The organism is Corynebacterium sp. 335C (assembly GCF_053525695.1).
Genome location: NZ_JASTTB010000001.1, coordinates 531,533 through 552,672, shown reverse-complemented (window position 1 = coordinate 552,672; position 21,140 = coordinate 531,533). Strand labels below are relative to the sequence as shown.

Sequence of the window (21,140 nt, the reverse complement as noted above, 5' to 3'; positions counted from 1 at the left end):
AACCCCACGGCCCCGCCCCGCGCCTCCCGCGCGGCAGGCGGGACCGTCGGCGTCGGTGCCCCGCCGCACACCCCGCGTCGCGAAGGCGCGCCGGAAGGCAGGAGGCCGCACGGGGACCGTCGCAAAGCACCGCACGCACCGCACGAACCACCGCGTGCTGCGCGGCGACGGCGACCCCGCGCGCACCCCGAAACGCCGCATCCCGCCGGCCCCCGGGGAGGGGACGGCGGGATGCGGGCGCGGCGGGCGCGCGGAGGGGGAAGCGCGGCCTAGTCGACGATGCGGACGGCGCCGCGGTCGGCGGAGGACGCCATCTTCGCGTAGGCGCGCAGGGCCTTCGACACCTTGCGCGGGCGCTCCTTGCGCGGGGTGAAGGGCTTGTCGCGCTTCATCTCCTCCTCGCGGCGGCGGGCCAGCTCGGCGTCGTCGACCTGGATCTCCAGGCGGCGCTCCGCGACGTCGATGTAGACCGGGTCGCCGTCGCGCACCAGGCCGATCGCGCCGCCGGCGGCGGCCTCCGGGGAGACGTGGCCGATGGACAGGCCCGAGGAGCCGCCGGAGAAGCGGCCGTCGGTGACCAGCGCGCAGACCTTGCCCAGGCCGGCGCCCTTGATGAACGCGGTCGGGTGCAGCATCTCCTGCATGCCGGGGCCGCCGGAGGGGCCCTCGTACAGCACGAACAGCACCTCGCCCGGCTGCAGCGTGCGGGTGAGGATGGCGCTGACGGCCTCCTCCTGGGACTCCACGACGCGGGCGACGCCCTCGAAGTGGAACTGGTCCTCCTGGATGCCGGCGGTCTTCAGGATCGCGCCGTCCTCGGCGATGTTGCCGCGCAGCACGCACAGGCCGCCCTCGCGGGTGAAGGCGTGCTCGATGTCGCGGATGCAGCCGGCGACGGCGTCGGTGTCGAGGGACTCCCAGCGGTTGTCCGTGGAGAACGGCTCCGTGGTGCGCACCCCGCCCGGGGCGGCGTGGAACAGCTCGATCGCCTCCGGGATGGCGGAGCCGCCGCGGATGTCCCAGTCGTCCAGGTGGTCCTCGATGGAGTCGGAGTGGACGGAGTGGACCTTGAGGTTCAGCAGGCCGCCGCGGCGCAGCTCGCCGAGGATGGCGGGGATGCCGCCGGCGCGGTGGACGTGCTCCATGTAGTAGTCGGAGTTCGGCGCGACCTTCGACAGGCAGGGGACGCGGCGGGAGATGGCGTCGATGTCGGCGAGGTCGAAATCGATCTCGCCCTCCTGCGCGGCGGCCAGGATGTGCAGCACCGTGTTGGTGGAGCCGCCCATGGCCACGTCGAGGGTCATGGCGTTGATGAAGGCGTCGCGGTTGGCGATGTTGCGAGGCAGGACCGTCTCGTCGCCCTCGTGGTAGTAGCGCTTCGCGATGTCGACGATGAGGTGTCCGGCGCGCGTGAACAGGCCCTTGCGCGCCTTCTGGGTCGCCAGGGTGGAGCCGTTGCCCGGCAGGGACAGGCCGAGGGCCTCCGTCAGGCAGTTCATCGAGTTGGCGGTGAACATGCCGGAGCAGGAGCCGCACGTCGGGCAGGCCGACTCCTCGATGGTCTTCAGCTGCTCGTCGTCGACGCCGTCGTTGGCGGACGCGGAGATGGCGGAGATGAGGTCGGAGCCGGGCTTGACGACGCCGTCGACGACGACGGACTTGCCGGACTCCATCGGGCCGCCGGAGACGAAGACCACCGGGATGTTCAGGCGCATCGCGGCGTTGAGCATGCCCGGGGTGATCTTGTCGCAGTTGGAGATGCACACCAGCGCGTCGGCGGTGTGGGCGTTGACCATGTACTCGACGGAGTCGGCGATGATCTCGCGCGACGGCAGCGAGTAGAGCATGCCGTCGTGGCCCATGGCGATTCCGTCGTCGACGGCGATGGTGTTGAACTCGCGGGGGACGCCGCCGGCCTCGCGCACCGCCTCGGCGACGATGTCGCCGACGTTCTTGAGGTGGACGTGGCCGGGGACGAACTGGGTGTAGGAGTTCGCGATGGCGACGATCGGCTTGCCGAAGTCGCGCTCGGTCATACCGGTGGCCCGCCACAGGGAGCGGGCTCCCGCGGCGTTGCGGCCGGCGGTCGTGACCTTGGAGCGGAGGGGGATCATGCGGCTGCCCTTCCTTGGTTGTCGTGCGATGTGCGGGTGTGCGGTGTGCGGGTGGGCGCGGGGACGGGGCGCGGGCGCGGCCGGTTCCCGTCGTTCATGCCATGATAACCAGCCGTCCCGGATAATGGACAACCGATCCCACATAGTGGGCTGGCATGTCCGTCAGGTGATGCGTGACGACGGGTGCCGCTCCGCGCGGAGGGCTCCGGCGCGGCGGCCGGGGGTTCCCGTGGCTGCCGGGGCGCAGTCCGGAGTCAGGCGTCGCGGCGCTCTTCGCGGCCGGCGTCCTCGGTGACCGGGTGCTCGCCGTCGACCGGGGCCTGCGGGGCCTCCGAGCGGGGGCGGAGCACCGAGTGGCCGTCCTTGTCGTAGACCTCCACCATGTCGTCGATGGCGGCCAGCGCCGGGGTCAGCGGATCCGGGATGCGGCCGCCGGAGGCCTCCGACAGCGCCGGCATCGTGTTGAAGGAGATGGCCGGCAGGGCGAACTTCGACTCGTCCCTCTTCACGGCCCACGCGCGGCCCTGCTTGGTGAACAGGACGCCGCGGAACTCGTCCCACGACGCGGTGCGCGTGCCGCGCAGGAGGTAGACGGCGGAGATGCCGCGCGGGCCGACCTCCGTGCGGACCCGGTGGATCCACACGGCGTACGCGATCGGCAGCAGCACGGTCCACGAGAACCAGAGCAGGTCGTAGCCCAGCGCGATGAACACCAGGAGAACCAGGAACGCCACCCCGAAGTAGTGCGTCTTCTGGGGGCGGAAACGGGTCGTCGCGATGTCGGCCTCGCCTCGGACCTTCTTCTCTGAGCTCATGGGGGTCATCGTAGCGGCACCCCCGACGGCGGCGGGCCACCGGCCCCGTGCACGTCGCACGGGGCCGGTGGCCCGCGTCATGGGGGAGGAGCGCCGGGTCAGTTCGCGCCCGAGGCGCCCGAATCGCCGGAGCCGCCGGAGCCGGAGCCTCCCGATTCGCCGGTGCCGGAGCCGGAGCCGCCGGTGCCGGCGCCGCCCGACTCGCCGGAGCCCGAGCCGCCCGACTCGCCGGTACCGGACCCGGAGCCGGACTCGCCGGAGCCCGTGCCGCCGGACTCGCCGGTGCCGGCGCCGGTTCCGGAACCCGAACCGGAGCCGGAGCCGGAGCTCGTGCCGGAGTCGGCGCCCGAGCCGGAGTCCGTGCCCTCGCCGGAGCCCGTGCCCCCGCGCTCGCCGGTCGTGGCGCCCTCGCGGGTGTTCTCGCCGGAGCCGGTTCCGTCCGTGGCGCCCGCGGGGTCCTGGCCGGCGCCGTCGGCCGGCTCCTCCCCGGCGGGCTCGTCGTCGCTCAGCAGGCGGGACGGCGCCAGCCAGCCGGCGACGCCGTCGGAGTCCTCGCCCGGCTCGTACGTCGCCAGGTTCACGGCGCCGAGGACCAGGAGGAGGACGATGAGGATGACGGTCGACGGGCGGGCGCGCCCGCCGGCCGACAGCACCCGGCGCGCCTTCTGGCGGCGGGTGGCCGTCGACTCGGAGTCGTCGGTCACCTCGTCCGGATCCTCGCCGCGCTCGGCGGCGGCGCGGCGCAGGTCCTCCTCCTCGCGGTCGCGCAGATCGATGGCCGCGCCCGCCGACGGCAGGTCGGAGCGGCGGCGCTCGGCCTCCGCCATCTCGATGGTCTCGGCGTCGAGGACCTCGGTCGGGGCGTCGTCGCGGTCGCCGCGCTCGGCGAATCCGCGCACGGCGGTGGCGCCGGCGGCACCCGCCGCACCCGCGGCGGCACCCGCTGCGCCGGCGGCGGCCGCACCCGCGGCCGCGGACCCGCGCCCGGCGGAGGCGTCGTCACGCGACGCGTCCGCGGCGTCCGTCAGCTCCGGCGAGCCCGGGGAGGCGATGCCCGCCTCGGCGGCGTCCTCCGCCAGCGACTCCGGGATGGACTCGCCGTACTCCTCCCAGAATGTGTCGATGATGGTGGAGAGGATCTTGCGCTCGATGAGCCACTGGTCGCCGGGGTCGCAGTCGACGATGAGGCGCATCGTCACCGTCCACGGCATGCCGATGGTCGTCGGGGCGTTCAGCGCGGTCGCCGGCTGCATCGACAGCTCCGACAGGATGTGCTCGCGGATGCCCGGGGCGTCGATGGCCTCCTGGGCGGCGCGCATGGTGCGGTCCTGGATCTCCGCGACGCTGGAGCCGTGGACGATCGGCACCGGCGCCTCGACGACGGCGCGGGACCACTTCGAGGAGTAGTTCACGCACATGCGGGCCTCGGCGTTCGGCACGATGACCGCCTCGCCGTTCAGCGTGCGGATGGTGGTCGCGCGCAGCGTCAGGTTCACGACGTCGCCCTGCACCGTGCCGCTGGGGGAGTGGAACTCCACCCAGTCGCCGATGCCGTACTGCTTCTCGATGATGATGAAGATGCCGCCGATGATGTCGCCGATGACCGACTGCGCGCCGAAGCCGATGGCGGCGGACACGACGGTCGCGGGCACCACCGCGGCGCCCAGGGAGATCCCCAGCTTGCCCAGCAGCGCGAAGGCGATGACGAAGTAGAGGACGACCTCGACCGTGTAGACGATCGCGCCGACCAGGGCGCGGCGGCCCTTGTTCTCCTCCTTCTCCCCTTCGGCGAGGTTCCGGGTGAACGTCGCGATGACGAACCGCCGCACGCGCGGCAGCAGCACCGCGAGGATGACGAGCGCGGCGATGGCCAGACCCTTGTCCGCTATCCACGTCCACGCCCGGGTGAGCATGTATGAGGCAAATTCCATGCCCGCCACGTTAGGCCCGCCGTCTGAGAGCGCGTTGAACATGCTCTGAACATCCACGATTAGTTGACGTGACCTCAGTTACGGTCGCCGGTGGTGGGGGCGTCGCGTGACGACGGCGACCTCCCGCGGCGGGGCCGGGCGCCGGGCCGAGGGGCGGCCCGCGTCCCGCGCGGCGGCGGGGAGCCGGCCGGGCCCGCGCGCGCCGCCGCGCGGACGGGGGTGGCGCGCGCCACGGGGGAGGGGTGCGCCGTGACGGGGATCCCGTCGTCACGCGGCATGTGGCGCGTCCCACCCCGCGGGAGGGGTGATTCCAACCTGTGAGATTGACCGTCCATCTGGTGGACGTTATGGTGATGTGCATGACGCAGATCCGACTTCTCGTAGCCGCCGCCGCCTGACCGGCGACGACTCCGATTCGTCGTATCCGTTGGGCCCCCGGACGGCAGCGCACCGCTGCCACTGGGGGCCTTTCCATCGGGACGTCACAGAACCACAGAACCCACCCGACCGAGGAGCGAGAACGACGTGACCGCCGCCCCCAACCCCAGCCCATCGCCCGCGACCGTGGCCGCGCAGTCGCGCCGCGGCGCCCCGGAGCGCATCTCCGGCGCCAAGGCGATCGTCCGCACGCTCGAGGAGCTCGGCGCCGAGACGGTGTTCGGCATCCCCGGCGGCGCCATCCTGCCGCTGTACGACCCGCTGTACGACTCGGAGAAGATCCGCCACGTCCTCGTCCGCCACGAGCAGGGCGCCGGCCACGCGGCCACCGGCTACGCGCAGGTCTCCGGCAAGGTCGGCGTCTGCATCGCCACCTCCGGCCCCGGCGCCACCAACCTGGTCACCCCCATCGCCGACGCCAACATGGACTCCGTCCCGCTGGTCGCCATCACCGGCCAGGTCGGCAAGCCCCTGCTGGGCACCGACGCCTTCCAGGAGGCCGACATCCGCGGCGTCACCCTCCCGGTGACCAAGCACAACTTCATGGTCACCGAGGTCGAGGACATCCCGGCCACCATCGCCGCCGCCTTCCACCTCGCCTCCACCGGCCGCCCGGGCGCCGTCCTCGTCGACGTGCCGAAGGACATCCAGAACGCCGAGATGGACTTCACCTGGCCGCCGAAGATCGACCTGCCCGGCTACCGCCCGGTCACCGCGCCGCACTCCCGCCAGATCGAGGAGGCCGTCCGCCTCATCGCGCAGGCCAAGCGCCCGGTGCTCTACGTCGGCGGCGGCGTCATCAAGGCCGACGCCGACCGCGAGCTCATCGCGTTCGCCGAGCAGACCGGCGTCCCCGTGGTCACCACCCTCATGGCCCGCGGCGCCTTCCCGGACTCCCACCGCCTGCACATGGGCATGCCGGGCATGCACGGCAAGGTCTCCGCCGTCGCCGCCCTGCAGAAGTCCGACCTGCTGGTCACCATCGGCGCCCGCTTCGACGACCGCGTCACCGGCCGCGTCGACACGTTCGCCCCGGACGCCAAGGTCATCCACGCCGACATCGACCCCGCGGAGATCGGCAAGATCCGCGAGGCCGACGTCCCGATCGTCGGCGACGCCCGCGAGGTGCTGCTGGCCTTCGCCGACGCCTACCGCGACCTGGGCCTGAAGGCCCCCGACACGAAGGCGTGGTTCGCGGAGCTCGACGCGCTGCGCGAGGAGTTCCCGCTGGGCTGGGAGGAGCCGGAGGACGGCTCCCTCGCCCCGCAGTTCGTGCTGAAGACGCTGTCCGACATGGTCGGCCCCGAGGCCATCTACGTCGCCGGCGTCGGCCAGCACCAGATGTGGGCGGCCCAGTTCATCCAGTACGACAACCCGCGCACCTGGCTGAACTCCGGCGGCCTCGGCACCATGGGCTACTCCGTCCCGGCGGCCATGGGCGCCAAGGCCGCGGCCCCCGAGAAGGAGGTCTGGGCCATCGACGGCGACGGCTGCTTCCAGATGACCAACCAGGAGCTGACCACCTGCGCCGTCGAGGGCTTCCCCATCAAGGTCGCGCTCATCAACAACGGCAACCTCGGCATGGTCCGCCAGTGGCAGACCCTGTTCTACGAGGGGCGGTACTCCAACACCCAGCTGCGCCCGAAGGACGACTACATCCCCGACTTCCTCCGCCTGTCGGAGGGCCTCGGCTGCCACGCCATCCGCGTGACGAAGAAGGAGGAGGTCGTCCCCGCCATCGAGGAGGCCCGCCGCATCAACGACCGCCCCGTCGTCATCGACTTCATCGTCGGCGAGGACGCCCAGGTGTGGCCGATGATCGCCGCCGGCAAGTCGAACGACGAGATCGAGTCGGCGCGCGGCCTGCGCCCCCTGTTCGACGAGGAGCTGTCCGCCGGCGAGGAGCCAGCCGACATCCACGAGGTCACCGCGGAGCCCGACGCCGCGGTCGAGCCCGGCTCCGACCACCCGACCGTCCAGGGCCGCTGACCCGGTCCGCCGAGAGAAACAGGAGGCACCACCATGGCCGAAGTGCACACCCTTTCCGTCCTGACCCTCGACGAGCCGGGCATCCTGGTCCGCATCGCCGGCATGTTCACCCGCCGCGGGTTCAACATCCAGTCGATCACCTCGGGCCAGACCGAGACCGAGGGCGTCAACCGCATCACCCTCGTCGTCGAGGTCGAGGACCTGCCCATCGAGCAGATCACCAAGCAGCTGAACAAGCTGGTGCCGGTGCTCAAGGTCGTACGCCAGCCGGACGATCAGCTGGTCTCCCGCGCCCTGCTGATGGTCAAGGTCAGCGCCGACAACTCCAACCGCCCGCAGGTCGTCGCGGCCGCCGAGCTGTTCCGCGCCCGCGTCGTCGACGTGGCGCCGGAGTCCGTGGTCATCGAGGCCACCGGCGTGCCGTCGAAGCTCCGCGCCCTGCTCGAGGTCCTCGAGCCGTTCGGCATCCGCGAGCGCGTCCAGTCGGGCGTCGTCGCGGTCGCCCGCGGCCCGAAGCCGATGCTGGCGGGTCGCGCCGGCCAGTAGGGCCCGCCGCAGGCCGCGCCCGCCGGAGCCCGCCCCCGCCGGGGCGGCGCCCGGACCGCGCGGCCCCGTCGGCCCGGCCGGTTCCGCCGGCCCGGCCCGGCGCCCCGCCCCGGCGCCCGGGGGGAGCCCCCGGACTCCGCGGCGGGCCGCGCCGGACCCGTACGTGACGGCCGCTACACTGGCCGCACCGCACGAACCACACCACGAAACGAATCCCCGAAAGGTTTCACCACACCATGGCTATTGAACTGCTGTACGACGCCGACGCCGACCTGTCGATCATCCAGGGCCGCAAGGTCGCGGTGCTGGGCTACGGCTCCCAGGGCCACGCCCACTCCCAGAACCTGCGCGACTCGGGCGTCGAGGTCGTCATCGGCCTGCGCGAGGGCTCCAAGTCCGCCGCGAAGGCGCAGGAGGCGGGCTTCGAGGTCAAGTCCAACGCCGACGCCGCCGCGTGGGCCGACGTCATCATGGTCCTGGTGCCGGACACCACCCAGGCCAAGGTCTACGAGGAGGACATCGCCCCGAACCTGAAGGACGGCGACGTCCTGCTGTTCGGCCATGGCCTGAACATCCACTTCGACCTGATCAAGCCGGCCGAGAACGTCACCGTCGGCATGGTCGCGCCGAAGGGCCCGGGCCACCTGGTCCGCCGCCAGTTCGTCGACGGCAAGGGCGTGCCCTGCCTCATCGCCGTGGATCAGGACCCTAAGGGCGAGGGCAAGGACCTGTGCCTGTCCTACGCGGCGGCCATCGGCGGCGCCCGCGCCGGCGTCATCCCGACCACCTTCGAGGCGGAGACCGTCACCGACCTGTTCGGCGAGCAGGCTGTGCTGTGCGGCGGCACCGAGGAGCTGGTGAAGGTCGGCTTCGAGGTCCTCGTCGAGGCGGGCTACGAGCCGGAGATGGCGTACTTCGAGTGCCTGCACGAGCTGAAGCTCATCGTGGACCTGATGTTCGAGGGCGGCATCGCCAACATGAACTACTCCGTGTCCGACACGGCGGAGTTCGGCGGCTACCTGTCCGGCCCGCGCGTCATCGACGCCGACACCAAGAAGCGCATGAAGGACATCCTGTCCGACATCCAGGACGGCACCTTCACCAAGCGCCTGGTCGCCAACGTCGAGGGCGGCAACAAGGAGCTCGAGGGCCTGCGCAAGGAGTACAACGAGCACCAGATCGAGGTCACCGGCGCGAAGCTGCGCGACCTGATGAGCTGGGTCAAGAACCCGCTCGACGCCACCGCGTAGCGCGTACCCCGCGCCGCGTGCGGCGCCCGCATGACGCGGGTGTCCGCGAGTCGCGTGACGACGGGCCCCGCCCCGCACCCTCCCCGGTGCGGCGGCGGGGCCCGTCGCCGTCTTCCGGTGGGGCGCTTCCGATCCGGGCGGCGGACGACGGCGCGGGCGGATCCGGGACGGGCGCGTCGGCGCGGCGCGGGGGAGCGCGGCGGCGGGACGTCCGGGGGAGCGGCGGCGGTGCGCCGCGGGGTCGGGGGAGGGCCGCGGGGGCGGACGCGGGCGGGTGCCCCCGGGCCACGCGCCCGTTCGGGCGGTGAACGGGGTGCGGCCCCCATCCGTTAGGGTCGGCCAAGTAGGTATCCGACGACCAGGCGATCCGTCGCCGGGAAGGCGCCCCATGAGTTCCACTGTCCACCGCCGTCATGGCCGTCTGGTCCGCGCAGCCGCCGCGGGCGGCGCGATGACGCTGACCGCCGGCCTGCTGGTGGCCTGCTCCAACGGCGAGTCCGACGAGGGCATCGAGCGGGCGGACGCCCCCTCCGATCCGATCGTCGCGGCGAACGAGGCCGAGGGCACGGAGGGCTTCCTGCAGTCCGCGCAGGTCGCGGTCGTCGCCGAGGCCGGCATGGCCAACGAGGCCCGCGCCGCCGCGATCGGCATCGCCGCCGGCGCCCCGGTGCTCACCGTCGCGTTCCCGGAGGGCCAGTCCGCCTTCCCGGACGAGGACGGCGACGGCATCCCGGACGACGCGGTGCACGACCCGGCCCGCAACGTCTTCGTCCGCCCCGACGGCACGGAGTACTCCTTCCCGGAGGGCGACACCCTGCTGTGGACGATGCAGGACCCGGACGCCGCGACGCAGGCGGCGAGCCTGAAGGCCGTCGGCCTCGGCGAGACCGCGGGCGTCCCGGCCGCGGAGGTCGAGGAGGAGCTGAAGCGCCTCGGTGCCACCACCGTCCTGACCGTCGGCGACCCGGAGTTCACCCCCGCAGAGGGCGCCAAGGTGTACGAGGCCCCGGCGGAGGCCGGCGCGCTGGGCGACCTGCTCGGCGTCGAGGTGACCGAGCAGGCCCTGTCCACCGACCCGGCCCGCATGCTGTCCGACATGGACCCCGAGGCGATCACGGTGCCGCCGGCCGCGAAGGCCGCGAACGACGTGGAGTACGCCCCGGCCGACCTGGAGCTGCCGAAGCAGTCCGGCGCCGGCGACGACGGCGTCGTCGTGTTCTCCGCCCCGGGCACCCCGCCGGCGCTCGTCGCCACGGCCCGCGCCGGCGGCCACGAGGTCATGTGGCTGCCCGCCCCGGACCCGCGCGCCAACTCCGCCTCCGTCGGCGCGGTCCGCGAGGGTCGCACCCCGATCGGCCTCGGCCCGGCGTTCGGCGACTCCGAGAAGATGAAGCAGACCACCGAGATCGCGGCGAACGAGGACGTGCAGGAGCTCAACCTCGCCGGCGGCGGCCTCATGGTCTTCCCGGGCCGCCGCATGGTCGCCACCTACGGCCACCCGGGCGCCCCGCAGCTGGGCGTCATGGGCGAGGAGACGCCGGAGGAGGCAGTCGCCCACGTCAAGGATCTCGTCGGCCAGTACGACCCGCTGGTGGAGGAGCCGGTCGTCCCGGCGTTCGAGGTCATCAGCTCCGTCGCCCAGGCCGACGCCGGCCCGGACGGCCTGTACACCCTGAAGGTGCCGCCGGCCGACCTGCGCCCCTACATCGACGCCATCACGGAGGCCGGCGGCTACGCCATCATCGACCTCCAGCCGGGCCGCGAGGACTTCCTCGAGCAGGCCAAGTTCTACGAGGAGCTGCTGAAGCTGCCGAACGTCGGCCTCGCGCTCGACTCCGAGTGGAAGCTCCACGGCGACCAGGTGCCGATGCAGCAGATCGGCTCCGTCAACGCGGATGAGGTCAACCGCGTCGCCGACTGGCTGGCCGAGCTGACCCGCGAGAACAACCTGCCGCAGAAGATGTTCCTGCTGCACCAGTTCCGCCTGGACATGCTGCCGGACCGCCAGGACATCGACACCTCCCACCCGGAGCTGTCCTACGTGCTGCACGCCGACGGCCACGGCACCGCCGGCGAGAAGCTGGAGACCTGGAACGTCATGAAGCAGGACCTGCAGCCGGAGATCTTCCTCGCGTGGAAGAACTTCTACGACGAGGACAAGCCGATGTTCACCCCCGAGCAGACCATGAACGTCGACCCGACCCCGTGGCTGGTGACCTACCAGTAACGACGATGGACTGCGCGTAACGCGGATCACGTCGTCACGCGCGATGTGACCGAGGCGGCCGCCACCCCCACCGGGTGGCGGCCGCCGCCGTGTTCCGGGTACTCAACGGTTATATTGAGTGGACCGTGCGCCATCGAGCCGGCGCACGGCCACCCCCGCGGACGCGGTCGTGCCCGCGGGACGTGGACGCATAACACTTTTCAGGAGATGTTCGTGACTCAGAACGCTCGACCGGTCGTCCTCATCGCCGACAAGCTCGCGCAGTCCACCGTGGACGCGCTCGGAGATTCCGTGGAGGTGCGCTGGGTCGACGGCCCCAACCGCGCCGAGCTCCTCGCCGCCGTTCCGGAGGCCGACGCCCTCCTGGTCCGCTCGGCGACCACCGTGGACGCCGAGGTCCTCGAGGCCGCCCCGAACCTGAAGATCGTCGGCCGCGCCGGCGTCGGCCTGGACAACGTCGACATCGACACCGCCACCAAGCGCGGCGTCATGGTCGCCAACGCCCCGACCTCCAACATCCACTCCGCCTGCGAGCACGCCATCGCGCTGCTGCTGTCGACCGCCCGCCAGATCCCGGCCGCCGACGCCACCCTGCGCGACGCCGAGTGGAAGCGCTCCTCCTTCAAGGGCGTGGAGATCTTCGGCAAGACCATCGGCATCGTCGGCTTCGGCCACATCGGCCAGCTCTTCGCGCAGCGCCTCGCCGCGTTCGAGACCACCATCATCGCCTACGACCCGTACGCGAACCCGGCCCGCGCGGCCCAGATGGGCGTCGAGCTGGTGGACCTGGAGACCCTCATGGGCCGCTCCGACTTCGTCACCATCCACCTGCCGAAGACCAAGGAGACCGCGGGCATGTTCGACGCGGAGCTCCTGGGCAAGGCCAAGGAGGGCCAGATCATCATCAACGCCGCCCGCGGCGGCCTGGTCGATGAGGCGGCCCTGGCGGAGGCCATCAAGGCCGGCCGCATCCGCGGCGCCGGCTTCGACGTCTACGCGTCCGAGCCCTGCACCGACTCCCCGCTGTTCGAGCTGCCGGAGGTCGTCGTGACCCCGCACCTGGGCGCCTCCACCGTCGAGGCCCAGGACCGCGCCGGCACCGACGTCGCAGCTTCCGTGCTGCTGGCCCTGGCCGGCGAGTTCGTGCCGGACGCCGTCAACGTCGCCGGCGGCGCCGTCGGCGAGGAGGTCGCCCTGTGGCTGGAGCTCGCCCGCGAGCTCGGCCTGGTCGCCGGCGGCCTGCTGGACGGCGCCCCCGCCGCCGTCGAGGTCGTCGCCCGCGGCGAGCTGTCCACCGAGGACGTCGAGATCCTCGGCCTGTCCGCCGCCCGCGGCCTGTTCTCCACGATGGTCGAGGAGCCGGTGACCTTCGTCAACGCCCCGCGCATCGCGGAGGAGCGCGGCATCGACATCACCGTGTCCACGCACCCGGAGTCGGTCACCCACCGCTCCGTCGTCGAGGTTTCCGTCATCGCCGCCGACGGTGCGAAGTCCACCGTCGTGGGCGCGCTGACCGGCCTGGAGCGCGTCGAGAAGATCGTGCGCATCAACGGCCGCGGCGTCGACATGCGCTCCGAGGGCCGCAACCTGTTCCTGTCCTACGCGGACCAGCCGGGCGCCCTCGGCCGCATCGGCGGCGCCCTGGGCGAGCGCGGCATCAACATCGAGGCCGCCGCCCTGTCGCAGGAGTCCGACGACAAGGCCATCCTCATCCTCCGCGTCGACGCGGAGGTGCCGGAGGACCTGGTGGAGTCCATCGCCGACTCCGTCGACGCCGACCGCATCCTGCAGCTGCGGCTGAACTAGCGGCACGCGTCGCCCGCGGCGCAGGCGCAGTCCACGCGGTTTTCGCGTGACGACGCCGCACGCGCGGGCATGAGGGGCCGCGCCCCGGTTTCCGTGACCGGGGCGCGGCCCCTTCGCCATGCCCGGGGCCGCCGCGCGCCGGGGGACGGGCGCCGGGACGGACGCCGTCGTCACGCACCGCGGCGGTCGGGGGATCGGCGCGCCGGGGGACGGGCGCCGGGACGGACGCCGTCGTCACGCACCGCGGCGGCGAAAAGGGAGCGGACGGCGGCGGTTTCCCAACGTGCGCAACCGGGTACGATCCCGGGGCACCCCACACCCGACAGCGAGGAGCGCGCATGCCGCTGATCCAGGCCCCGGCGAGCCCACCGGACATGTCGCCCCCGCGCTTCGACGCGCTGACGAGCGCGGCGCGGTACCAGGTCCGCGTCATGTTCTCGCGGCCGAAGCTGACCATCCCGGCGATGTTCCTCATGATCGGCCACCAGGTCACCGAGGCGCTCGTGCCCGTCGTCGCCGGCCGCACCGTCGACGAGGCCGTCGCCACCGGCAACTCCACGGCGCTGTGGACGTGGATCGGCATCCTGGCGCTGCTGTTCCTCGCGCTCGACCTCGTCGCGCGCTTCGGCGGGCGCATCGGCGTCATCGCCGCCTCCGGCGTCGAGCACACGCTGCGCATGCAGCTGACCGACCGGATCATCGACCGCCGCGGCTTCGCCGACGACTCCCGCCCGCCGGGCGCGATGCTGTCCGTGTCGACGACCGACGCCCAGCAGTGCGCCCGCGCCGTCAACATGGGCCTGCGGCCCATCGCCGACGTCGCCGCGCTGCTGTTCGCCTCCGTGCTGCTGCTCCTGGTCTCCGTTCCGGTCGGACTGACCGTCCTCGTCGGCGGCGCGCTGCTGACGTGGGGATCGATGAAGGCCGGGGCGCCGCTGCGCCGCCGCGTCGGGCGCCGCCAGGCCGCCGCCGCGACGGCCGCCGCCTCCGCCTCCGACCTCGTCTCCGGCTTCCGCACCCTCGCCGGGCTCGGCGCCCGCCGCAACGCCGCGGGCCGCTACCGCCGCCGCTCCCGCGAGGCCCTCGACGCCACCGTCGACGCCATCGGCGCCGAGGCCCGCCTCATCGGCTCCGTCGAGGTCCTCGGCGGCGTGTTCGTCACCGTCGTCGCCGCCGGCGCCGGCGCCGCCGCGGTCGCCGGGCACCTCACCATCGGCGAGCTCATCACCGTCATCGGCCTCGCCCAGTTCATCATCGACCCGATGACCGGCCTGGGGAAGAACGCCTCCTCCCTGTGGGCGACCTCCCAGGCCTCCGCCGAGCGCGTCCTGTCCCTCCTGCGCGAGCCCTACGCCGTCGACGCCGACGGCGCCGCCCCGCCGCCCGGCGACGACGTCCTCGTCGACGGCATCGCCGTGCCCGCCGGCGCCCACCGCGTCATCGCGTGCGACGCCGCCCGCACCGCCGCCATCTGCGACGCCCTCACCATCTCCGAGCGCCCGGAGCCCGGCCGCTACGCCCTCGCCGGCGTCGACCTCCACGACGTCGACGTCGACGCCGTGCTCGAGCGCCTCGTCGTCGCCCCGCACACCGCCGACCTCTTCGACGGCACGGTCCGCGAGAACCTCCTCGCCGCCGCCCCCGACGCCCCCGCGTCCCGCCTCGACGCGGCGCTCGCCGCCGCCGGCTGCGCCGACGTCATCCGCGTCCTGCCCGACGGCCTCGAATCCCGCATCGGCGACGCCGGCGTCCTGCTCTCCGGCGGCCAGCGCCAGCGCATCGCGCTCGCCCGCGCCCTGCTCGCCGACCCGCCCGTCCTCGTCCTCGCCGACCCCACGACCGCGGTGGACTCCGTGACGGAGCAGGCGGTGGCGGACGGCGTCGCCAGGCACCGCGAGGGCCGCACGACGATCGTGCTCACCAACGCCCCCGCCTGGGCCTCCCGGATGGAGGTGGCCCGATGAGCCGCCTCCGCAGCCTCCTGCGCCCCACCTTCGAGGGCGACACCCGAACCGCCGACGCCGCCGCCGACCGCTTCCCGGTCGCCGGCTTCCGCGAGACGATGGCCCACCTCGGCCACCTGACCCGCCACAACCGCGGCCGGCTCATCGCGGCGCTCGCCGTGCTCGTCGCCGCCGCGTGGGCCGGCATCATGGTGCCGAAGCTCATGGGCCGCATCGTCGACGTCGTCCTGTCCGACGGCGGCGTCGGCGACGTCGCCGCGCTCGCGGGGCGGATGGCGCTGGCCGCCGCGTGCGCCGGCCTGCTGTCCGGCCTCGGCTTCCGCCTGCTCGCAGGCCTCGCCGAGCGCGCCATCGCCGACCTGCGCGAGGACATGGTCTCCACCGTCCTGCGCCTGCCCGTCCAGCGCGTCGAACGCGCCGGCGCCGGCGACGTCGTCTCCCGCGCGACCGACGACGTCGCCCAGGTCTCCACGGCCGTCACCCAGACGCTGCCCGTCGCCGCCGGCGCGGTGTTCACGGTGCTGGTGTCCATCGCCGGCGTCGGCACCGTCGACTGGCGCTTCATGCTGGCGTTCCTCGTCGTGCTGCCCGTGCACTGGCTCGCGGTGCGCACCTACCTGCGCATCGCCCCGCCGGTCTACGCCGCCGAACGCGCCGCGATGGCCGAACGCGCCCGCGTCATGCTGTCGACCATCCACGGCCGCCCCGCCGTCCGCGCCTTCCGCCTGGAGGACCTGCGCCGCCGCGGCATCTCCCGGTGGAGCTGGCAGACCGTCCGCCACACCGTCGACGCCCGCATCACGCACAACATGACGATGACCCGCATGCACGTCGCGGAGTTCCTCGGCACCGCCGTCACGCTGGTGCTGGGCTTCTACCTCGTCCGCGCGGGCCATGTCACCGTCGGCGGGGCCACCGCCGCGATGCTGCTGTTCATGCGGCTGTTCAGCCCGCTGACGCGCATGGTCATGGTGCTCGACGTCGCCCAGTCCGGCGCGACGTCGCTGACCCGCATCGTCGGCGTGCTGCGCGAGCGGCCCGCGCCCCACGGCACGGCGTCGCCCGAGCCGGGGAGGGGCGTCGAGCTCGACGGCGTCGGCTTCAGCTACGGCGGCGGGCGCCCGGCGGTGCGCGACGTCGACCTGCGCATCGCCGAGGGCGAGACCATGGCGCTCGTCGGCTCCTCCGGTGCCGGCAAGTCGACGCTCGCGGCCATCGTCGCGGGCCTGCGCCCGGCGTCGGCCGGCACGGTCCGCGTCTGCGGCCACGACATGACCGCCGACGCGGAGGCCGCCCGCGGCCGCATCGTCGCCCTGGTTACGCAGGAGGTCCACGTCTTCGAGGGCACGCTGCGGGAGGACCTCGTCCTCGGCGTGCGCGGGGAGGATGCGGCCTCCGGCGCAGCGCTTGACGACGGGACCCCGCGCGGCGGCGCCCCCGGCTCCGGTGGCGGGCGTGACGGCGCCTCGGGCTCCGGTGCTCGCCCCGTCGACGAGGCCTCCTCGCGTGCCGACGGCTGCCCCGTCGACGACGACGCCATCCTCGCGGCGCTCGCCGCCGTCGGCGCGGACTGGGTCGACCGGCTGCCCGACGGGCTGGACACTCTCGTCGGCCACGGCGGCATGCGCCTCGACCCGGTCGCCGCCCAGCAGGTGGCGCTGGCGCGGCTGCTGCTCGCGGACCCGCCGGTCGTCGTCCTGGACGAGGCGACCGCCGAGGCCGGTTCCGCCGGCGCCGGCGAGCTCGGCGAGGCGGCGCTGAAGGTCATCGAGGGCCGGACGGCGCTCATCGTCGCCCACCGGCTGGACCAGGCGGCGGCCGCCGACCGCGTCGCCGTCATGGAGGACGGCCGCATCATCGAGTGCGGGCCGCACGAGGAGCTCGTCCGGGCCGGCGGCCGGTACTCCGAGCTGTGGCGGGCGTGGGAGAAGGGCCGCGTCGCGGGATAGCTGCCCGGCGGGCTCCGGCGCACTCCGGGCACGCCGGGGTAGCTGCCCGGAGGCGTAGCTGCCCGTCGGGCTCCGGCGCGCCCCGGGCACGGCGGGGACCCCGGGCATCGTGTCGTTGGGCTCCGGCGGGACGGGTTCTTTCCTGTGTCTTTCGGTCCCCACGTGGCCAGCCTCGGTGGTTAACGAGGTTTAGCGGGATGAACGCGATTTCCGTCCTGGGGTTTTGGGCCGGATTTTGTCGCGTTCATCCCGCTAAACCGCATTAACCCGGTGTGGGGGAGGGGTCGGCGTGCAGGGTCTCCGGCACGGGTGTCCGCCTGGCCCCACGCCATGGCCGGAGAGTGCGATAGGTACGGCGGCGGCCGTCGCCGCGTCACCGGGAGGCTGCTGCCCCGGCCCCGGCCCGTCCACGGCTGGGGTTAAGGCGCTTTAGCGGGCCCAACGCACGGCGGGCCCTGGGGTTTTGCCGCCGGATCTGAGGTGTTGGGCCCGATAAAGGGCATTAACCCCGGGAGGGTCGTCGCGGGGCGGGCATCAGACGGTGGCGACGCGGGCTCGGACGGGCTGCCGAGGCCGGTGGGACCGGAATGAGGAGGGGAGTCCGCCGCCGTCGGCGCTGCGTCGAGGCCGTCCAGACGGTTAACGCGATTTAGCGGCCCAAACGCGATTCGTGACCTGGGGATTCGGGCCGGATTGTGTCGCGTTCAGGCCGCTAAATCGCATTAACCCCCTCCGGGCGCCCGGCGGGAATGCCGGGAATGCGCCAGAAGGGGGAGCGGCGCCCGGCGGGTAAGCCGGATGTGCGCCAGGAGGGGGCGCAAGGCCTGGCGGGGATGCCGGATGCGCGCCAGGAAGGGGAGCTGCGCCCGGCGGGGACACGGCGGGATGCCGGCCGGGCACCAGGAAGAGGAGCGGCCCCGCCGGGCCCCGCCTACCGCTCCGCGAGCAGCGCCATCGTCTCCTCGTCGGTGAGCATCGCGGCCTCGAGGGCCTTCAGCGCGGTCTCGCCGTCGAAGTCGATGCCGATGAGCACGACCTCCTGCGACGGAGTCATCCCGGTCTGGGCCCACATCACGGCGGGCTGGATGGACAGGTTGGGGCCGGCCTGGCTCCACACCTGCGCGTACTCGAGGCGGTCGGCGATCCAGCAGTGGCCCTTGGACCGGACCATGCCGCGGGTGGACTTGAGGGCGGCGACGAGGCGGCCGCGGTCGAAGGGGCGGTCGCCGCGGAAGACGACGGAGCTGATGCCGTACTCCTCCGTCTCGGGGGTGTGGGGGTTGGCGAGCTCCTCGGCGTAGCCGTTGTAGGTGGCGGCGGTGGCCTCGTCGTACAGCGCGGCGTCGAGGACGAGGTCGGCGCCGATTTCGCCGTCGGTGACGCGGGCGATGCGGGCGCGGGGGTTCATGGCGCGGATGGCGTCCTCGGTGGCGCGGGCGCGCTCCTCGTCGACGAGGTCGGTCTTGGTGACGAGGATGAGGTCGGCGAACTCGACCTGGTCGACCAGCAGGTCGGAGACGGTGCGCTCGTCCTCGGGGGTCGCCTGGCGGTCGGCCTCGGCCAGGGCGGTGCCGGAGCGCAGCATGTCCAGGAACTGGGTGGCGTCGACGAGGGTGACCATGGTGTCGATGGGCGCGACGTCGGCGAGGCGGCGGCCGTCCTCGAAGGTCCACTCGAAGGTGGCGGCGACGGGCATGGGCTCGGAGATGCCGGTGGACTCGATGACGATCTGGTCGTACTTGCCGGATTCGGCGAGCTTCGACACGGATTCGACGAGGTCCTCGCGGAGGGTGCAGCAGATGCAGCCGTTGGACAGCTCGACCATGCGGTCCTCGCCGCGGGTGAGGTGGGAGCCGGACTCGATGATGTCGGCGTCGATGTTCACCTCGGAGAAGTCGTTGACGATGATCGCCAGCTTCCGGTCGCCGCGGCCGGCGAGGAGGTGGTTCAGCAGCGTCGTCTTGCCTGCGCCGAGGAAGCCGGACAGGACGGTGACGGGGGTCGTGCGGGCGGTGGCGGGCTGGGTGGAGGTCATGGCGGAACAGACTACCTAATGAAAAGCGTTTGCAATAACGGGCCCCGTTCGCGGTTCCGCCGGGCGCGTCATCTGCTTTGCGACGCCCCGATCCCCGCCCGCGCGCGCCGCCGCGCGGGGTGGGCCGTGCGGCCGCGCGGGCGGCGCCGCGCCGGGCGCGGGAGGCGTCGTCACGCGAACCGCGTAGACGGTTCGGCGCGACCATCCGGAGGGTGCCGCGCCGGGCGCGGCACCCGTCGTCACGCGAACCCCGCGCGGGGGTGATCGGACGCTCGCGCGGTGCCCCCGGAAAACGTTGTTGACCACCATGAAGGGCGTAGGATCGGGGGCGTCCCGGAGCGCACGCCGACGGCCCCGCCGCGGCCCGCGCCCGGACACGCACGCCCGCCGCAGGGCTCGTCTCCCGGAACCGTCGCACCCCGGGGCCCGCGGCCGGCCGAAGGACAGGAGAGGTACCCACCCATGTCGGATCGCATCGCGCACGCGGGACTCCGCGGCAAGGTCATGACCGCCCAGGAGGCCGCGGCCTTCATCAACGACGGCGACATGATCGGCTTCGCCGGATTCACCGGCGCCGGCTACCCCAAGGTCGTCCCGCCGGCCCTCGCCGAGCGCATCAGGGAGGCGCACGAGCGCGGCGAGCGGTTCAAGGTCGGCGTCCTCACCGGCGCCTCCACCGCCCCCGAACTCGACGGCGCCCTCGCCGAGGTCGACGGCGTCTCCTGGCGCATGCCGTACCAGTCCGACCCGGCCATGCGGAAGCGCATCAACGCCGGCGACGCCGGATACTCCGACATCCACCTGTCCCACTCCGGCCCCATGACCGAGGCCGGATTCTTCGGCGACATCGACGTCGCCGTCGTCGAGGTGACGAAGATCAAGGAGGACGGGACCCTCGTCCCGTCGTCGTCCGTCGGCAACAACGTCTCCTACCTCAAGGCCGCCAAGAAGATCATCCTCGAGGTGAACTCCTGGCAGTCCGAGGAGCTGGAGGGCATGCACGACATCTACTCCGTCGGCCTGCCGCCGCACCGCCTGCCCATCCAGATCAACCACCCGGGCGACCGCATCGGCTCCACCGTCATCGACGTCGACGTCGACAAGGTCGTCGCCGTCGTCGAGACCGACGCCGAGGACCGCAACTCCGCCTTCAAGCCCGTCGACGAGGACTCCAAGAAGATCGCCGGCTACCTCCTCGACTTCCTCGACTTCGAGGTCAAGGCCGGCCGCCTGCCGGAGAACCTCCTGCCGATGCAGTCCGGCGTCGGCAACATCCCCAACGCCGTCCTCGCCGGCCTGCTCGACTCCCCGTACGAGGGCCTCACCTCCTACACGGAGGTCATCCAGGACGGCATGGTCGACCTCATCGACGCCGGCAAGCTCACCGTCGCCTCCGCCACCGCCTTCTCCCTGTCCCCGGAGTACGCCAAGCGGATGAACGACAACGCCAAGGACTACGCCGGCAAGATCATCCTGCGCCCGCAGGACATCTCCAACAACCCCGGCGTCGTCCGCCGCCTCGGCCTCATCACCACCAACGGCATGATCGAGGCCGACATCTACGGCAACGTCAACTCCACGCACGTCGCCGGCTCGCGGATGATGAACGGCATCGGCGGCTCCGGCGACTTCACCCGCAACGCCTACATCTCGACGTTCGTGTCCCCGTCGGTGGCGAAGAACGGCGACATCTCCGCCATCGTCCCGATGGTGTCGCACGTCGACCACACCGAGCACGACGTCATGGTCATCATCACCGAGCAGGGCCTGGCGGACCTCCGCGGCCTGGCGCCGCGCCAGCGCGCGAAGGTCGTCATCGAGAAGTGCGCCCACCCGATGTACAAGGAGGCGCTGCTGGAGTACGTCGAGCGCGCCGAGAAGGCGACGCCGTTCCTGCACACCCCGCACGACCTGGGCACGTCGTACGACTTCCACCGCCGCTTCCTCGAGAACGGTTCGATGAAGCCGGAGTAGGGCCGGGGTACACGGGCGGCGGCGTCGCGGCGTTGGCGTCGCCGTGCCGCCGCCCCGGCGTCGGCGTGCCGCCGTCGGTGTTCGGCTGCCGCGCCGTCGTAG

At 72.8% G+C, this 21,140-nt stretch carries 12 protein-coding genes; 8 read left to right on the top strand and 4 right to left on the bottom strand.

Annotated features, from left to right (window positions below):
• Positions 1-269: 269 nt before the first annotated feature.
• From ilvD to QQS41_RS02375, 3 genes are all read right to left on the bottom strand, one after another.
• Positions 270-2,114, bottom strand: a complete 1,845-nt coding sequence (gene ilvD / locus QQS41_RS02385; protein WP_448851092.1) for a dihydroxy-acid dehydratase — start codon at positions 2,112-2,114, stop codon at positions 270-272.
• Positions 2,115-2,368: 254 nt separating this feature from the next.
• Entirely contained in the window at positions 2,369-2,929 is a 561-nt protein-coding gene (locus QQS41_RS02380) for a PH domain-containing protein (protein WP_448851091.1), read from the bottom strand.
• Positions 2,930-3,027: 98 nt separating this feature from the next.
• On the bottom strand, positions 3,028-4,860 hold the full coding sequence (locus QQS41_RS02375; RefSeq protein ID WP_448851090.1) for a mechanosensitive ion channel family protein: 1,833 nt from the start codon (positions 4,858-4,860) through the stop codon (positions 3,028-3,030).
• 525 nt (positions 4,861-5,385) lie between these two features.
• Between QQS41_RS02375 and QQS41_RS02370 the strand changes: the two genes are divergently transcribed.
• The 7 genes from QQS41_RS02370 to QQS41_RS02340 all read left to right on the top strand — a co-directional run bounded on the left by QQS41_RS02370 (position 5,386) and on the right by QQS41_RS02340 (position 17,029).
• Positions 5,386-7,287, top strand: a complete 1,902-nt coding sequence (locus tag QQS41_RS02370; RefSeq protein ID WP_448851089.1) for an acetolactate synthase large subunit — start codon at positions 5,386-5,388, stop codon at positions 7,285-7,287.
• 33 nt (positions 7,288-7,320) lie between these two features.
• Positions 7,321-7,833 (top strand): acetolactate synthase small subunit, encoded by a 513-nt coding sequence (ilvN, locus tag QQS41_RS02365; RefSeq protein WP_448851088.1) that lies wholly within the window; start codon positions 7,321-7,323, stop codon positions 7,831-7,833.
• Between the two features lie 236 nt (positions 7,834-8,069).
• Positions 8,070-9,083 carry a ketol-acid reductoisomerase gene (gene ilvC / locus QQS41_RS02360; protein ID WP_448851087.1) on the top strand — a complete coding sequence of 338 codons (1,014 nt, stop codon included), beginning with the start codon at positions 8,070-8,072 and terminating at the stop codon, positions 9,081-9,083.
• A gap of 388 nt (positions 9,084-9,471) precedes the next feature.
• Positions 9,472-11,310, top strand: a complete 1,839-nt coding sequence (locus QQS41_RS02355; RefSeq protein ID WP_448851086.1) for a hypothetical protein — start codon at positions 9,472-9,474, stop codon at positions 11,308-11,310.
• Positions 11,311-11,523: 213 nt separating this feature from the next.
• The gene (gene serA, locus QQS41_RS02350) at positions 11,524-13,116 is read left to right on the top strand and encodes a phosphoglycerate dehydrogenase (RefSeq protein ID WP_448851085.1); all 1,593 of its coding nucleotides are present in this window, start codon (positions 11,524-11,526) and stop codon (positions 13,114-13,116) included.
• Between the two features lie 338 nt (positions 13,117-13,454).
• Positions 13,455-15,080 (top strand): ABC transporter transmembrane domain-containing protein, encoded by a 1,626-nt coding sequence (locus tag QQS41_RS02345; RefSeq protein WP_448851084.1) that lies wholly within the window; start codon positions 13,455-13,457, stop codon positions 15,078-15,080.
• Positions 15,077-17,029 (top strand): ABC transporter ATP-binding protein, encoded by a 1,953-nt coding sequence (locus QQS41_RS02340; protein WP_448851083.1) that lies wholly within the window; start codon positions 15,077-15,079, stop codon positions 17,027-17,029. The genes QQS41_RS02345 and QQS41_RS02340 overlap by 4 nt, the downstream gene beginning before the upstream one ends.
• Before the next feature lie 931 nt (positions 17,030-17,960).
• Here QQS41_RS02340 and QQS41_RS02335 read toward each other — a convergent pair.
• On the bottom strand, positions 17,961-19,064 hold the full coding sequence (locus QQS41_RS02335; protein ID WP_448851082.1) for a GTP-binding protein: 1,104 nt from the start codon (positions 19,062-19,064) through the stop codon (positions 17,961-17,963).
• Positions 19,065-19,526: 462 nt separating this feature from the next.
• On the opposite strand from QQS41_RS02335, the gene QQS41_RS02330 reads away from it, so the two are divergent.
• Positions 19,527-21,038: an acetyl-CoA hydrolase/transferase family protein gene (locus QQS41_RS02330; RefSeq protein WP_448851081.1), complete on the top strand. Its 1,512-nt coding sequence runs from the start codon at positions 19,527-19,529 to the stop codon at positions 21,036-21,038.
• The last annotated feature ends 102 nt before the right edge of the window (positions 21,039-21,140 follow it).